At 67.3% G+C, this 14,851-nt stretch carries 12 protein-coding genes; 3 read left to right on the forward strand and 9 right to left on the reverse strand.

The annotated features are described in order from the left end of the window. On the forward strand, positions 1-1,221 hold the full coding sequence (locus ACW5IY_RS18440) for a multifunctional CCA addition/repair protein (protein WP_049434235.1): 1,221 nt from the start codon (positions 1-3) through the stop codon (positions 1,219-1,221). A gap of 342 nt (positions 1,222-1,563) precedes the next feature. Here ACW5IY_RS18440 and ACW5IY_RS18445 read toward each other — a convergent pair whose 3' ends face one another. The 3 genes from ACW5IY_RS18445 to ACW5IY_RS18455 are packed head-to-tail and all read right to left on the reverse strand — an operon-like array spanning position 1,564 to position 3,424. Further along, positions 1,564-1,998, reverse strand: coding sequence for an SseB family protein (locus ACW5IY_RS18445; protein WP_049434238.1), 435 nt, complete (start codon positions 1,996-1,998; stop codon positions 1,564-1,566). A gap of 49 nt (positions 1,999-2,047) precedes the next feature. Further along, positions 2,048-2,383, reverse strand: a complete 336-nt coding sequence (locus ACW5IY_RS18450; RefSeq protein WP_049434241.1) for a hypothetical protein — start codon at positions 2,381-2,383, stop codon at positions 2,048-2,050. Between the two features lie 3 nt (positions 2,384-2,386). Further along, positions 2,387-3,424: a S41 family peptidase gene (locus tag ACW5IY_RS18455; protein ID WP_049434243.1), complete on the reverse strand. Its 1,038-nt coding sequence runs from the start codon at positions 3,422-3,424 to the stop codon at positions 2,387-2,389. Between the two features lie 411 nt (positions 3,425-3,835). Between ACW5IY_RS18455 and ACW5IY_RS18460 the strand changes: the two genes are divergently transcribed. Next, a complete protein-coding gene (locus ACW5IY_RS18460; RefSeq protein ID WP_049434283.1) occupies positions 3,836-4,270 on the forward strand; it encodes a hypothetical protein in 435 nt (144 codons plus the stop codon). Between the two features lie 156 nt (positions 4,271-4,426). Here ACW5IY_RS18460 and ACW5IY_RS18465 read toward each other — a convergent pair whose 3' ends face one another. From ACW5IY_RS18465 to ACW5IY_RS18490, 6 genes are all read right to left on the reverse strand, one after another. After that, positions 4,427-7,453: an autotransporter family protein gene (locus tag ACW5IY_RS18465; RefSeq protein WP_049434244.1), complete on the reverse strand. Its 3,027-nt coding sequence runs from the start codon at positions 7,451-7,453 to the stop codon at positions 4,427-4,429. A gap of 226 nt (positions 7,454-7,679) precedes the next feature. Then, positions 7,680-8,747, reverse strand: coding sequence for a heparan-alpha-glucosaminide N-acetyltransferase domain-containing protein (locus ACW5IY_RS18470; protein ID WP_049434245.1), 1,068 nt, complete (start codon positions 8,745-8,747; stop codon positions 7,680-7,682). Continuing rightward, complete coding sequence (nagA, locus tag ACW5IY_RS18475) at positions 8,747-9,895, reverse strand: N-acetylglucosamine-6-phosphate deacetylase (protein WP_049434247.1); 1,149 nt, start codon at positions 9,893-9,895, stop codon at positions 8,747-8,749. Before nagA ends, ACW5IY_RS18470 begins: the two co-directional genes overlap by 1 nt. After that, positions 9,895-10,923, reverse strand: a complete 1,029-nt coding sequence (locus ACW5IY_RS18480) for an SIS domain-containing protein (protein WP_049434249.1) — start codon at positions 10,921-10,923, stop codon at positions 9,895-9,897. Before ACW5IY_RS18480 ends, nagA begins: the two co-directional genes overlap by 1 nt. A 7-nt stretch (positions 10,924-10,930) precedes the next feature. After that, a complete protein-coding gene (locus ACW5IY_RS18485; protein WP_006391719.1) occupies positions 10,931-11,998 on the reverse strand; it encodes a LacI family DNA-binding transcriptional regulator in 1,068 nt (355 codons plus the stop codon). Between the two features lie 39 nt (positions 11,999-12,037). Further along, positions 12,038-13,327, reverse strand: a complete 1,290-nt coding sequence (locus ACW5IY_RS18490; RefSeq protein ID WP_049434251.1) for a sugar MFS transporter — start codon at positions 13,325-13,327, stop codon at positions 12,038-12,040. Between the two features lie 376 nt (positions 13,328-13,703). On the opposite strand from ACW5IY_RS18490, the gene ACW5IY_RS18495 reads away from it, so the two are divergent. Next, complete coding sequence (locus tag ACW5IY_RS18495) at positions 13,704-14,720, forward strand: glucokinase family protein (RefSeq protein WP_049434254.1); 1,017 nt, start codon at positions 13,704-13,706, stop codon at positions 14,718-14,720. The last annotated feature ends 131 nt before the right edge of the window (positions 14,721-14,851 follow it).

Raw genomic sequence — 14,851 nt, forward strand, 5'->3', positions numbered from 1 at the left:
ATGAAGATCTATCTTGTCGGCGGCGCCGTGCGCGACCGCCTGCTGCAGCGCTCTGCCGGCGACCGCGACTGGGTGGTGGTCGGCGCCACGCCTGCGCAGATGGAAGCGCAGGGCTACACCGCAGTCGGCCGCGATTTCCCGGTGTTCCTGCATCCGAAGACCGGTGAGGAATACGCGCTGGCGCGCACCGAGCGCAAATCCGGCCGTGGCTACCGCGGCTTCGTGGTCGATGCCGATCCGGCGGTGACGCTGGAAGAGGACCTGCAGCGCCGTGACTTCACCATCAACGCGATTGCCTGCGACGAAGACACCGGCACGCTGGTCGATCCCTACGGCGGTGTGCGCGATATCGAGCAACGCGTGCTGCGCCATGTCGGCCCTGCGTTCGTGGAAGATCCGCTGCGCGTACTGCGCGCGGCCCGTTTCATGGCGCGGTTTGCATCGCTGGGCTTTACCGTCGCCGATGAGACCATGGCACTGATGCGCGAGGTCGCCGCCAGTGGCGAGCTGGACGCGCTGGTGCCCGAGCGCGTCTGGCAGGAGCTGCGCAAGGCGCTGGTCAGTGAGCGGCCCTCCGCGTTCCTGCGCACACTGCACGATGCGCAGGCGCTGGGTCCGATCCTGCCCGAGCTGGAAGCGCTGTACGGCGTGCCGCAGCGTGCCGAATTCCACCCGGAAGTCGACACCGGCATCCACCAGGAAATGGTCAGCGACATGGCTGCCAGGCTGGCGCCGGGCGATGACCTGGTCGGCTTCGCTGCCCTCACCCACGACCTCGGCAAGGGCCTGACACCGCCGGAGGAATGGCCGCGCCACATCATGCACGAGCAGCGCGGCATCAAACCGCTGAAGGCATTGTGCGCGCGGTTGAAGATTCCCACCGAGCACCAGCAGCTGGCCGAAGCGGTGTGCCGCGAGCACTTGAACGTGCACCGCATCGACGAACTGCGCGATGCCACCGTGCTGGAACTACTGGGCCGCTGTGATGCGTTGCGTCGGCCGGAGCGCGTGGCCCGCATCGCACTGTGCTGCGAGGCCGACAAGCGCGGGCGGCTCGGCTTCGAGGACGCCGACTACCCGCAGGGCGAAACGCTGAAGCGCCTGCACCAGGCGGCGTTGTCAGTGCAGGCGCGGGATCTGGATACGACGCACCTGAAGGGGCCGGCCATTGGCGAGGCGCTGGCCAAGGCGCGGGTGAAAGCCATCGCCGCCGCCCGCTGAAGCACCTGGTGATGCCGGCTGCTGGCCGGCACCGATCGCCCGTCTATCGACGACGCTTACGCGAGAAGTGGTCGACAGCATGAGCACCCAACAAGATGGGTTGCATCAAGAGGAACAGCCATCCACCCAGCCGGAGTGTCTCCACCGGATTGAACCGGGTGATGAACGCAGCTACCAGTGCCAAACCCGCAACAAGGCCGATCTCATAGACCCACAGCGATCGGTTAGAACGCCTGCCCACGATGCTCCTCTCCATTGAACAGGACGCACTTGCAAGCCATCGCCGCCGTCCGGCACCACGGGTAGTGCCGGACGCTGGCCGGCAACCAGACACTCGCGGGATCAGTGCGCCATCCCACGGGTGATCGCCGCAGCCCGCTGCTTCAGCTGCGCCACCGCATCGGGAATCATCTCCATGCCCACGTCCAGGCCCGGGTTCAGCACCAGGCCGACGCCGTCGCCGATACCGGCCAGCAGCGCGTGCACCGCGATCGGCATGGCATGCGCAAACTGCGGCAGCTGCTCGTGCCACAGGCCCGCGCGCTCGGGGGCGGTGAACACCGCGAACATCGGCTCGCCGCTCTCGCTGGTCAGCACCAGCGGCGAGATGCTCTCGTCCCAGGCGCCATCTTCACCGATGGCCTTGTCCAGCAGCACGAACGCCGTCGAGGTCAGCAGGCCATCGAGGAACTGCGCTGCGGTCAGCGTGCCGTCCTGGGCCTGCAGCAGGCGCTCCTCGAGGTCGTTGAGGGGTTCGAACGGGGTGTCGTGGTCCATGGTCGGTTCCGGTACGTGATTGCAGGACAGACTTTAACAGGCCCTGTCCTCAACCGAGGAATCCGTGCCGCCACAGCCAGCCCAACGCCGCCAGACCGGCCACCACCACCAGCATCAGTGGCAGGCCGAAGCGATGCCGCCACGGGATCGGCACCCCACCCAGCTGCTGGTCCATGGTGTCGGTATCCAGCACCCAGCCGTGCCCGCACCGGGTGCAGGCCAGCTCATAACGGCGATGGTAGGTGAGGCCGAACAGCAGGTCGATGCGCGCCATCTTGTAGCGCAGCTGGGGCGCGAACTTGGTTTCCGTCTGGCAGCGCAGGCAGTGGTGGGCTTCGCTTGGGCCGACCACCACCACCCGCTCCTGCTGGCCGATCAGCAACATGTATCAGCGGCCCTGGCAGGCGGGTTGGGCCAGCAGCCAGGCTTGGGCGGCGGCCAAAGTGGCCGGATCACCCTCGATGCGCTGGTCGGGCTCGATCTTCAACCCATCACCACGATCATTGCGGTCGCGCATCACGGTGGTGGTCAACAACAGGCGGCTGCCATCGGCCAGTGTGCGCACGTTGTTGCCAGTCGAGACCCCTGCCGTCGGCTGGCCGAAGCTGCGCGTCTGCGCGCGGCCACGCCACGCCAGTGCCGAGGCCTCGCCCGAACTGCCGGTACGCGGTCCGAACAGCACCGCCACCGGCGCGCCAGGCTGCCGCAGCACATAGCCGGTCTGGCCGAAGTCCAGCACCGGCTTGCCTGCACGCTGCACGGCGGTCGCGGTCAACGTCCAGCGCTCCGGCCCCTGTGCGGTTTCGAACGACCCCACATCTTCGTTGTTCACCACCGAGGTGCGCAGCAGCGGTGCCATGCCCAGCAGCATCGGCCACATGTTGCCACCGCTGTTGTCACGCAGGTCGACGATCCAGCCACAGCGCATGCCGTCGTCCTTGCTGCGGATGACCTGCTGCCACCGCGCGGCGCGCTGGATGGTCTGACGGAACGCTTCCTGTGGCGTCGCGCCGGGCGTGGAGGCATATCCCTCGATGACCAGCCAGCCGATGCGAGCATCCACCGCATCGGCGGCCTTGGCCCTTTCCACGGCGGCGGCGCCGACCTGCTGCGCGCGCGCAAGGGATTCGCTCTGGCGCTGGGTCGTCGTCCATACGCCATGATTGCCCGTGCTGACCGCAATGGCTTCGCGCAGTAACGCCAGCCGCTTCACGGGGTCGCCCTGCACCGATTGCAGTCGTGTGCGGGTTCCAGGCCAGTCCACCCGGTCGCGATACAGCGCCTGCCGTTCAAGCAGGTTGAGGATCTCGGCCTCCGCCTCCGGTGAGGGCACTTCGATTGCCTTGGGCGTATCGGCCATGGCGTTGGCAGCCACCAGCGCGATCACCAGCGCACCAATGCGACGCACTCCCTTGCGAACCTGCATGTGACGTTTCCTTGTCGTTGAGGCAGGCGCACAGCATAGCCCGCAGGTGATGGCTTTCGCCATGCGCGAACTGTCGTATCTGGCCCCGCCGCGGGTTGCAGCAAGACAGCGTGCACGCGATCAGTAAATTGCAACTTTGCCCATGTCATTGCCATGTAGAACGCGAGAAGGTTGCCTCCGTCGGCGCCTCCTGCGCTGGCCGGGATTGGCGTCCTGAATCAAACATCAAAGAGAACGGGTTGCCGTCGTTGCGGCAATCACGACAATGCACCGGCTCGCCTATGGCGGGCGGTGCGTGGGGATCCTCGTGATCCGTCGGCTTTTTTTCTCTTTGATTTTGACCGGCACGCCAACCCGCACCGCCCGCCACCTTGCATGCCGCAGGTGGCCTTGCTCCGTGAGGTTGCCGCCATGAACAAACCCTTCCCCACCTATCCACGCCTGCAGGCACTGCTCGGCGCCGCGTTGCCCGGCCTGCAGCTCTCCAATGCCGTAGCCGAGGCATTGGAAGATGCGCTCACCGAAGCCAACGAACAGGCGCCGCCGTCCGCATTCTTCGCGCGGTTGCGCGGCATCACGCACAGCCACGCTGCCGATGGTCAGCCGTGGCGCGAGCGGCAACTCAGCGAGGCGCGCGGTCGGGAACTGGCCGAGGCAACGCGCTGCCTTGCCGCATTGTCCGCCTGCGGCGGCGTGTTGCTGGCTGCACAGTCGGCGCGCGAGACGGACGATGCGCAGGCGCAGTGTCCGCCGCAGGTGGAGGAAGGGTTGCTGCATGCGGTGGTGGTGTTGGCCGATCATGCCGGGGCGCTGGTGGAACCGGATGCGTGCGCACCACTGTTGTAGAGCCGAGCCTATGCTCGACTGCGCGGAGGTCATGGCGTCGGTGGGATTCGTGCCGACCAAGGTCGGCACCTACCAGAGCAGGTCATGGCGGCGGAAAGCACCGTGCCGACCAAGGTCGACACCCACCAGAGCGGGTCATGACATCTGCACCGCGCGCTACCAGTCCGCACGCAAGCCGATGTTGCCTTCGATGATGCGGCGCTTCTCGTTGCGGTCACCGCCCAGCTCGCGCGTGTAGTCGGCCACCGCGTACGCACTGATGGTGCGGTTGAAGCGCCCGACCACGCCCACACCGGCTTCGAGCGCGCGTGAGCGCTGCGAATTGATGATCGTGTCGTCGTCGAAGCGGATGCGGTCCTCGCCGGAGCGGCCATGCCAGTAATTGAGCTTGAAATACGGCTGCCAGCCGTTGTCGGCCAGCTGGTAGTCGCCGGCCAGACGCAGGCCGATGCGGCCGGTCCAGGCGTTGTCGTTGTCGAAGCGCACGCTCGATACCTCATCGCGGCGGTCGTCCAGCGACGTGCGTTGCCAGATCACCTGCACCTGCGGCTCCAGCCACCATGCGGACTGACCGAAGTGCAGCAGCGGTTTGCCGGCCTCCACCGACACGCTGGTGCCATCGCCGCTGATTCCGAAGCCGAGCCCACGCGAGGAACGCACGCGGCCGTCGTAGCGGCTCTGCATCGCTACGGCGTCGATATAGCCACCACTGCTGTCGGTGAGCGTCCAGTACAGGCCCACGTGCTTGTCGTCCAGGCGGTTCTGTCCCACCTGTACGTTCTCCCAGCCCAGTGCCAGGCCGGTGGTCTTGCCCTGCGCGCGGGTGCGGCCAACGAATACGCCGATCTGGTTGCGGTGGTTGTCAGACGCCGCAGCCCACACGTCGAGACCAGCCTGCAGGCCCATCACATCGCCATCGAAGCCCGGCTGCGCATCACCCTTCCAATGGATCTCGCTGCTCTGACCCACCAAGCGGCCCCAGGCGGTGCGGAATGCGCCCTGGTTGTACAGCAGGCGCTGCTCGCCCTGCCGCTCGTGGAAGGTGCCGAGGCTGGCCAGCGAGGTCTCGCGCAGGAGCGGCGGCACCACGGCATAGGTGGCAGTCTCCACGCGATACAGCGGCACCACTGCGCCCTCGCCGGGGCGTGCACCCGGCGTCGGCGGCGCACCGGTTCCGGGCAGTGCACCGCCGGCCACGGGCACGTCCGGCACGGCCGGATCGCTGGGTGGCGCCACCGGCGCGGGTTCCGGTGGCGGTGGCGGCGGCGCGGTCTCGCCCGCGGTCAGATCCGGATCGCTGGCGCCTTCGGGCGGCGGCGGCGGTGCCGGGGTGATCGGCGGCGGTGGGGCCACTGGAGGCGTCAGCGGTGGCGGTGTCACGCTGCCGCCACCGTTGGGTGCTGGCGTCGGCCCGGTCACCAGCGTCGAACGCAGGTACCAGTTCTCGCCGGTACCGGCACTGACACCGCCCTTGAACAGGAAATACTCGTAGGCACCGGCCGCGACCGGTGCGAACAGCGAGAACGCGCCCGGCGCGGTGCGGCCACCATTCAAGGCCTGCACCACCAGGATGCCGTCGGCCAGCGTGGCAGCGCCGCTGCCGCCGGCATTGAGCACGCCGATGCCGGTGGTCCCGGTGGCAGTACCGCCGTCGATCACCAGACGGTCGCTGGTGGAGTTGTCCGCGCCCAGCACGGTACGCAGGTACAGGCCACCACCGTCTCCGCGGTAGTTGCCACGCACGGTGAACACGTCGCCAGCGCCGGTACCGGTCAGGTCGATGCGCCCGGCATTGACCATCTCCACCAGTGCACCACTGTTGAATGGGCGGATGGCATGCCCCCCACTGCCCGCGTAGACGGTACTGGTGTCATCCACCGTGAGCGTGCCGGTGCCGCTACCGTTGTCGCCCAGCACCAGATCACCATCGAAGCTCAGCTCGGTGCTGTTGGCCAGGCTGACCGCCTCCCAGTTCTGGAAGCGGCCCACGCCCGTGGTCTTGACGTTGCTCAGGTTGAGCTGGTCGATGCCACCGCCACCGTCGAACAGCGGCACCGCACCGAGGTTGCCCTGGTTGAGGTTGCTGAGGTTGGCCACGTCGTTGTCCGGGCCCATGTCGATCGCGCCGTAGACGATGCCACTACCCTTCCAGTTGAAGGTGTCATTGCCGGTACTGAGCAGTACCTGCCCACGCACGGTGCCGTCGGTGATGGTCACGCTGTCGTTGCCACCGCTGACGCTGATGTTGCCGCCGACGTAGGCCGTACCCGAGATGATGATCGTGTCGGTGTCGAAGCCGGTCACCACGTTGCCATCCACGGTGCCGCCGGACTGGTCCCACAGGTTCTTGTCCAGCTTCATGTTGACGCGGCCGATGCGGCCACCGGTCATCCAGGCCTGGTCGCCATCCTCGAACGCGCCGATGATGCGGCCACCGCTCATGCGGAAGGTATCGACGTTGTCGCCCTGCTGCAGCGCGCCGATCGTGCCACCACTCATGACGAAATCATCACGGCCACTGCCCTGCGCTACCAGGCCGGTGATGGTGCCGCCGGTGACGGTCATCTGGTCATCGCCACTGCCCTGGTCGACGCTGTCGATCGTGCCACCGCTCAACAGCAGCACATCATTGCCATCGCCCTGCTGGACGCCCCCGGAGATGCTGCCTGCCTGCATCTCCAGGCGGTCGTTGCCCGCACCGAACTGCACACCCGTGCGGCCACTGATCGTTCCGCGGTTGACCAGAACGCTGTCGCCCGCACCGACGAACTGCAGGGCGGTGTTGTTGCCCGTGCTAATGCTGCCCGCATTTTCGACACGGCTGCCGCCACCGAGCTGGACCGCCACTCCGCCCACCGCACTGATCGTGCCCAGGTTGGACAACAGGTGCCCACCGGCACCAACAAGCGAAATCGCGCTGCTGCCACCGCTCTGCTGCAGTTGTGCCGTGCTGGCGATATTGATGGTGATGCCGGCCGCGCCATTGGCGGTGATGGGAACAGTCTGCGGGTTCGGCGCATTGGCATCGCAGGTGACCGTCTGGCCGGCGACGGGGGCGGCGCTGTTACAGCCGGCCCAGGCGACGCTGGCACTCAGCAGTATGACGGACGGGACAGCCAGGGCCTGCAGCACGGAAACGGTGAGGCGGTGCGGACGGAAAGCGCGCGGAACGGCACGGGACATACGGCACTCCTGGACAAGGGATCAGGAACTGCGGATATGCGCTACTGCGCAGGCAGTCTGCCGTGTGGTGAACGGTTTCGATAGGTGAAATTGCGTGGCGGCTATCACAGTTCAGTTGCGAACTTGACCGGGCATCACCTCACCTCCACGTGGCTGAAATTGTTCATCTTTGCGGCGGTCAAAGGCCGCGCGGAGAGCATCCACGCATGGCGTAGATGAGGTGCCGTCAGATCTTCAGATAGATCTTCCGCCGGTCCAGCCACCATGCCACGCCCCACCACAGCGCGACGAACGCCAACGCCTGCAGCATCGATACCAGCTCCAGCGCCTGCGGCATTGCGGTGGCCAGCTGCTGCCAGACCCACCCCCAAACCCCGGTAGCCATCAGAACCACCGACATCACCGATGCGCCCAGATACGCCGTGATCGCATTGACGCCGAAGCGCCGGCCCAGCGCCGGCCAGCCCTTCTGGTCGATCAACAGGTGGCCCAGCCACAGCGCCAGCGCCGCCAGGCCGCCGGTCCACAGCACGTAACTGGGCGTCCACAGCTGCTTGTTCAGCGGTAGCACGATGGCCAGCAGCAGGCCGAGCACGGCGGTCGCCAAGCCCAGCCCGGCCAGCGCGGCAGCACGCCCATTGCGCAACAGGCCCCCGGCCAGCAGGCCAAGCACGGTGCTGGCCAACGCGCCCAGTGTGCTCAGCAATCCTTCCGGGTCATGGCCGAGTCCGGTATCGGCATGCCATTGATAGATCCACGGGGCGAACAGCGTGGTATCCAGACGGCTGGCGGGGTTGGTCCATGGCGCCAGATCACCGATGCCCAGCAGCAGCACGGTGTACCCCACCAGCAGCGCGATCAGAGCGCTCACCTGCACGCGTGGCCGCGCATAGACCGCCAGCACGCCCACCAACGCCGCACACACCGCGATCCGTTGCAGCACGCCCCATATGCGGAAGTGATGGGTATCCAACGCCCACCAGATCAGCAGGTGCAGCAGCGCACCGGCCAGCAGGATGCGCAGCGCGCGTTCCAGCACGCCACGCGCCAGTGCAGGCCGCACCGACGCGTCCAGCGCGCGCGGCGCTACGCTGAACGCCATCGACACGCCCACCAGGAACAGGAAGAACGGGAACACCAGATCGGTGGGCGTGCAGCCATGCCATTCCGAATGGCGCAGTGGTGCGAACACCGCACTCCAGTCGCCCGGATTGTTGACCAGCAGCATCGCCGCCACGGTGATGCCGCGCAGGGCATCGATCGAGCCCAGCCGGCGTGGCGGCGCACTGTTCATCAGGCGGCCTCGTACTGTCCGGCAATCCAGGTACCACGCACCTGCAGGGCATCATCCAGCAGCACCAGGTCGGCCTGGTAGCCCTCGGCGATGTGGCCCAGGCGATCATCGACGTTGAGGAACTGTGCCGGATAGGTCGAGGCCATGCGCGCGGCTTCCGCCAACGGCTGGCCGAGCAGCTGCACGGTGTTGCGCACGGCGGTGGCCATGTCCAGCGCCGAGCCGGCCAGCGAACCGGCAGCATTGCGCACCACGCCGTCGATGGCGGTAATGGTTTCGCCATACAGCACGTAGCTGGGATCGTCGGCGCCGACCGGCGGCATCGCATCGGTCACCAGCAGCAGACGGCCGCGCGGCTTGGCTGCCAGCGCCACGCGCAGGCTGGCCGGATGCACATGCACGCCATCGACAATGATGCCGATCCAGCTGTCGCGGTCTTCCAGCGCAGCGCCCACCGCACCGGGCTCACGGCCCTGCAGCGGCGACATCGCGTTGTACAGATGGGTGAAGCCACGCACGCCAGCATCCAGTCCGGCACGAATCTCTTCGTACGTGCCAGCAGTGTGGCCAGCAGCAACGATCACGCCACGTTCGACCAGCGCACGGATGGTCTCCAGCGGCACGCGTTCCGGTGCCAGTGTCAGCAGCGTCACGCCGTTGTCCAGCGAGGCGGCCAGTGCAATCTCTTCTTCGTCAGGCACGCGGAACTTGCTGGCATCGTGGGTGCCCTTGCGCGCCGGCGCGATGTACGGGCCTTCCAGGTGGATGCCGATCACGCCGGGCACGCCCTGCGCGATCGCCTCGCGCATCGCGGCGATCGCTTCGCGCATCACGCCCACATCGTCGCTGATCAGCGTCGGCAGCATCGCGGTGGTGCCGAAGCGCCGGTGCGCCTGCGCGATGGTGCGCAGCGAGGCGACATCGGGCGTGTTGTTGAACAGCGCACCGCCACCACCATTGACCTGCACATCGATGAAACCGGGCAGCAGCCAGCCGCCGCCCAGATCCACCTGCTCAGCCGCCTGGCCCAGCTGCGGTGCAGCGTCAGGCAGCAGCGCGCTGATGCGACCGTCCTCGATCACCACCGCCAGATCGTCGCGGAAGTCGTCGCCCGCCAGGATCCGGGCATTGCGCAGGACCGTGGCCATCACACCGTCTCCGTAACCTTGTTCAGATGCGGCGGCAGATCCGGGTTGAAGCCACGACGCAGCGCCAGCGCATTGATCGCGCGGTAGAAGCTCTGCACGGTCAGCAGCGGTGCGCACAGCGGATGCGGTGCGGCCGCCACCGGCAGGTTGCCACCGGCACCGGCCATCCACACCTGTGCACCGCGCGCGGTGAATTCTTCGACGACAGCACGGGTCCCGGCGCCGGTCTCGTCGGGCTGGGCAAAGGCCAGTACCGGGAAACCACGGTCAACCAGCGCCATCGGGCCATGCTTCACTTCAGCCGAGCTGTAGGCTTCGGCATGCAGGCTGCAGGTTTCCTTGAACTTCAGTGCAGCCTCCTGGGCTGCGCCCAGGCCCAGGCCACGGCCGAGCACGAACAGGTTGGTCGCCTCGACCAGGCCTTCGGTCACCGCACTCCAGTCACACTGCCAGGCCTCGCGCATCGCGTCCGGCAGCAGGTCCAGTGCGGCGCGAAGGCTGCTGTCCTGCTTCCAGTACGCAGCCAGCTGCAGCAGTGCGGCCAGCGACGCCAGGTAGCTCTTGGTCGCCGCCACGCTCTTTTCGGCACCGGCATGCAGCGGAATGACCGTATCGGCCAGCTGCGCCAGCGGCGAATCCTCGACGTTGACCAGCGCGATCACCCGGGCGCCGGCCGCCTTGGCGGCCTCGGCGTTGCGCAGCAGGTCGGGGCTCTTGCCCGACTGCGAGATGACGATGAACAGTGCGCCGCGCAGCTGCAGGGGTGCGGCATAGACCGAACCCACCGACGGCGAGGCCGATGCGACCACCAGGCCCAGCTGGGTTTCCAGCAGGTACTTGCCATAGGTGGCAGCGTGGTCGGAGCTGCCGCGTGCGCAGGTGACCACGAACGGGGGTGGCGCAGCACGCAGGCTGGCGGCCAGGGATTCCATGGTGGCGTGGTTGCGCGAGAACTGGCGGGCAACCACGTCAGCCGCTTCAGCGGCCTCGGCGAACATCAGGGTGGAAGTGGGGTCTGACAGCGACATGGCAGGCTCAGGCAGGATCGGAAGGAAGGGGGCGTGCGCCGGCCGGGCGCATCGGCGCGGTCGAACCGCGCACCACCAGCTGCGGCACGAAGCCCTGGTTGTGCAGTGGTGCCGGCGCGTCGTCGTAGGCGTCGCTGCGCAGCTGTGCGATCAGCAGGCGCGCGGCATGGCGGGCAATGTCTTCGGTGGCCTGCTTGGCGGTGGTCAGCGGCGGCCACGACTGGCGCGAGAACGGGCTGTCCTCGAAGCCGGCGATGGACAGATCGTAGGGCACGTTCATGCCGGCCGACTTGGCGGCGGCCAGCACGCCAGCGGCGATTTCGTCGTTGGAACCGAAGATGGCGGTGGGCGGCTCGCGCAGCGCCAGCAGGCGGCGCGCACCGCGGAAACCGTCGTCGAAGGTGTAATCGCCCTGCACCACCAGGTGCTTGTCCACGGTCATGCCGTAGTCCTTCAGCGCGGCTTCGTAACCGGCGTAGCGTTCGCCCGACGAGCGGTGCGAGATGCCACCCCAGAGGAAGCCGATGCGCTGGTGGCCGAGCTGGATAAGGTGCTCGGTGATCTCGTAGGCAGCCTCGCGGTCGTCGACGAACACGCAGGCACCGTCGGCCGGGTCTTCGGTGGCGGCGATGATGCGCACCAGCTTGATGCCGCGCGCAGTCAGCGCCTGGATCAGGTCGCGGCGCTCGGACATCGGCGCGGTCAGCACCAGCCCGGCCAGCCGCGAACGCTGCACCCAGTCGGCCAGCTCATCGGCCAGCAGCGGTGAGCTGGAATCGCAGGGGTGGATCTGGAGGCCGAAACCGGTCTCGCGGCACGCGGCCAGCACGCCGTTCTGCACGCCGATGATGTGGTACGGGTTCGGGTTGTCGTAGACCAGCCCGATCACGAAGGTGGTGCCGCTGCGCAGGTTGCGCGCCGACGGATCGGGCTCGTAGTCCAGCTCGGCGATGGCTCGCAGCACCCGCGCACGGGTGGCCTGCATCACCGAGGGCTCGTTGTTGATCACCCGCGAGACCGTCTTCAACGAGACCTTGGCCTTCTCCGCAACGTCCTTGATGGTCGCTCTGCGCATGGGTTTTCCCTGGGGTTGGCTGCCGTCCATCATCGCCGATCAGGCCTTGTCCTGCGGCAGGCCGGCACGATGGCCGATCACCGAGTAGAACAGGATGTACAGGTAGCACGGCACCATCAGCAGCACGAACACCAGCTGGAAGTCGATGTGCTGCTTGAGCACGGCGAACAGCTGCGGAATGATCGCGCCGCCGGCAATACCCATCACCAGCAGGGCCGAGCCGGTCTCGGTGAAGCGACCCAGGCCGCGGATCGCCAGCGGGAAGATCGCCGGCCACATCATGGCGTTGGCGAAGCCCAGCAGGGCCACGAAGGCCACCGACACGTAGCCGTGGGTGGCCCAGGCGCCGAGGCAGAACACCACGCCCAGCACCGCCGAAATGGTCAGGTAGCGCGACTGCGAGACCACCTTGGGGATCAGCAGAAGGCCGACCACGTAGCCAACCAGCATCGCGCCAAGGGTGAGCGAGGTGAACATCTTGGTCTGGTCCAGCGGCAGGTCGAAACCATGGCCGTAGGTACCGATCGCATCACCGGCCATCACCTCCACGCCGACGTAGACGAACAGGCACAGCACGCCCAGCCACAGATGCGGGAACTGGAAGATGCTGCGCCGTTCGGCAGCACCGGCCGCAACCGGCGTGGCATTGGCTTCGGACGACTTGATTTCCGGCAGCGGCGAGAACAGCACGGCCACCGCCAGCAGCACCAGCAGGCCCGCCATGGCCAGGTACGGCGCATGGATCTTGGCGGCGAATTCGTTGAGCAGCTGCGCCTTGGTCGCTTCATCGGCAGCGGCCACCGTGGCCGACAGATCACCGATGCCATGCAGCACCACGGTACCGATCAGCACCGGGGCGAGCATGCCGGCGATCTTGTTGCAGATGCCCATCAGCGCGATGCGGCGTGCCGCCGTCTCGATCGGGCCGAGGATGGAGATATAGGGGTTGATCGCGGTCTGCAGCAGGGCCAGGCCGCTGCCGATCACGAACAGGCCGCCGAGCGCGCCCGGGTACCAGCGCTGGGTGGCGAATTCGCCGAACAACGCGGCACCACCGGCCATCACCAGCAGGCTCAGGCTCAGGCCCTTCTTCATGCCGGTGCGGCGCAGGATCCATGACGCCGGCAGGGCCAGGAAGAAGTAGGACAGGTAGAACACCATCAGCACCAGGAAGGCGCCGACCTCGCTGAGTTCGAAGGCCAACTTGACGAAGGTGATCAGCGGGCCATTGAGCCAGGTGAAGAAGCCGATCAGGAAGAACAGCACGCCAACGATGGCGATGGAGGTGGCCACGTTCGGGCGCGCGCTTGCAGCGGGGACGGCGGACATCAGGAGGGCTCCTGCGGCGACGGCCGCAGAACGCGGCGTCGGAGAGTGGCTGGGAACAACGTTGTCACATTCTTTCGATGGACAGCCGCGGTTTGTCAACTTCCACGCGCAGCCCCGTGAACCTCGTGCTGCACTGCGCAACCCGATCGCAACGCATCGTGCTGAATGCGCCGGAGGCCTTGGCCCATGTGCGGCAATGCTTCCAACGTGAAACCCGCACTCACGCCATGTAAACGTTTACTGCATGTCGCATTCGTTGCGATGCAGCAACGAAAGTGTCACGAACTCGTTGACATCGTTGTCAGCGGGGTTACAGACTCCGCCCCAATCGCCGCCCCCGATCCCCGGGCCGGCCCCATCTGCAGCAGGAGCCCGCGTGACCGCCAGCCACCCCGCCCCGGCCCATGTCCTGTCCCGAGTCGCGCCCTCGTTCCTGGCCGCCGACGTCGGTGGCACCCATGTGCGCGTGGCCCGGGTCCAGGCCAGCGGTGATGCCGCCCACCCGGTGCAGGTGCTGGAGTACCGCAAGTACCGCAATGCCGACCATGCCGGCCTCAGCGCGATCCTGTCCGATTTCCTGGGCGAAGGCCCGCGGCCCACGCACTGCGTGGTCGCCAGCGCCGGCTACGCCCGCGAGGACGGCACGGTGATCACCGCCAACCTGCCGTGGCCGCTGTCGGCGCGCCAGGTGGAGGCCGACGTCGGCCTGCAGCGGGTCTACATCGTCAACGACTTCGAAGCGGTGGCCTATGCCGCCGCGCAGGTGGACGCCAGCGGCGTGCTGCACCTGTGCGGGCCGGACACCGCCACGCGCGGTCCGACCCTGGTGGTCGGCCCCGGTACCGGCCTCGGTGCAGCACTGTGGATTCCCACTGCGCATGGCCCGGTGGTACTGCCCACCGAAGCCGGCCAGCCGACCCTGGCCGCCAGCACCGAGCTGGAAATGGCCATCGTCCGCCACATGCAGCGCGACCGCGCGCACGTGTCGATCGAACATGCGATCTCCGGCCCGGGCCTGATGAACCTGTACCGTGCGGTGTGCGCACTGCAGGGACAGGCACCGACGCTGGCCAGCCCCGATGCGGTCACCGCCGCCGCCATGGCCGATACCGATGCGCACGCGCGCCAGGCGCTGGATGTGTTCTGCGGCCTGCTCGGCAGCACCATCGGCGACATGGCGCTGTTCTACGGCGCCCACGGTGGCGTCTACCTGGCCGGCGGCATCCTGCCGCAGATCCGCGAATACCTGCACGCCAGCACCTTCGTCGAGCGCTACCTGCAGAAGGGGCCGATGGGCGAAGCGCTGGCACGCATCCCGGTGAAGGTGGTCGAGCACGGCCAGCTGGGCGTGGTCGGCGCTGCCAGCTGGTACCTGCAGCAGTCGGCCGCCTGACACCGCAACAGGCTTCAACGCAATCGCAGCACGCAGTACGTGGCACGCCAACGCACGGGACTTTGCCGCCGCCCCGCGCATGTCATCGCAACCGTAACCGAACACCGCCGCCGGCATCCAATCGAGTGATG

This window comes from Stenotrophomonas sp. C-A, assembly GCF_054030835.1.

Coding starts and splice junctions, on each gene's coding strand:
- ACW5IY_RS18470 (WP_049434245.1), bottom strand. CDS start 8,747: ATGAACAGTGCGCCGCCACGCCGGCTGGGCTCGATCGATGCCCTGCGC.
- ACW5IY_RS18465 (WP_049434244.1), bottom strand. CDS start 7,453: ATGTCCCGTGCCGTTCCGCGCGCTTTCCGTCCGCACCGCCTCACCGTT.
- ACW5IY_RS18450 (WP_049434241.1), bottom strand. CDS start 2,383: ATGTTGCTGATCGGCCAGCAGGAGCGGGTGGTGGTGGTCGGCCCAAGC.
- ACW5IY_RS18440 (WP_049434235.1), top strand. CDS start 1: ATGAAGATCTATCTTGTCGGCGGCGCCGTGCGCGACCGCCTGCTGCAG.
- ACW5IY_RS18480 (WP_049434249.1), bottom strand. CDS start 10,923: ATGTCGCTGTCAGACCCCACTTCCACCCTGATGTTCGCCGAGGCCGCT.
- ACW5IY_RS18455 (WP_049434243.1), bottom strand. CDS start 3,424: ATGCAGGTTCGCAAGGGAGTGCGTCGCATTGGTGCGCTGGTGATCGCG.
- nagA (WP_049434247.1), bottom strand. CDS start 9,895: ATGGCCACGGTCCTGCGCAATGCCCGGATCCTGGCGGGCGACGACTTC.
- ACW5IY_RS18460 (WP_049434283.1), top strand. CDS start 3,836: ATGAACAAACCCTTCCCCACCTATCCACGCCTGCAGGCACTGCTCGGC.
- ACW5IY_RS18445 (WP_049434238.1), bottom strand. CDS start 1,998: ATGGACCACGACACCCCGTTCGAACCCCTCAACGACCTCGAGGAGCGC.
- ACW5IY_RS18490 (WP_049434251.1), bottom strand. CDS start 13,327: ATGTCCGCCGTCCCCGCTGCAAGCGCGCGCCCGAACGTGGCCACCTCC.
- ACW5IY_RS18485 (WP_006391719.1), bottom strand. CDS start 11,998: ATGCGCAGAGCGACCATCAAGGACGTTGCGGAGAAGGCCAAGGTCTCG.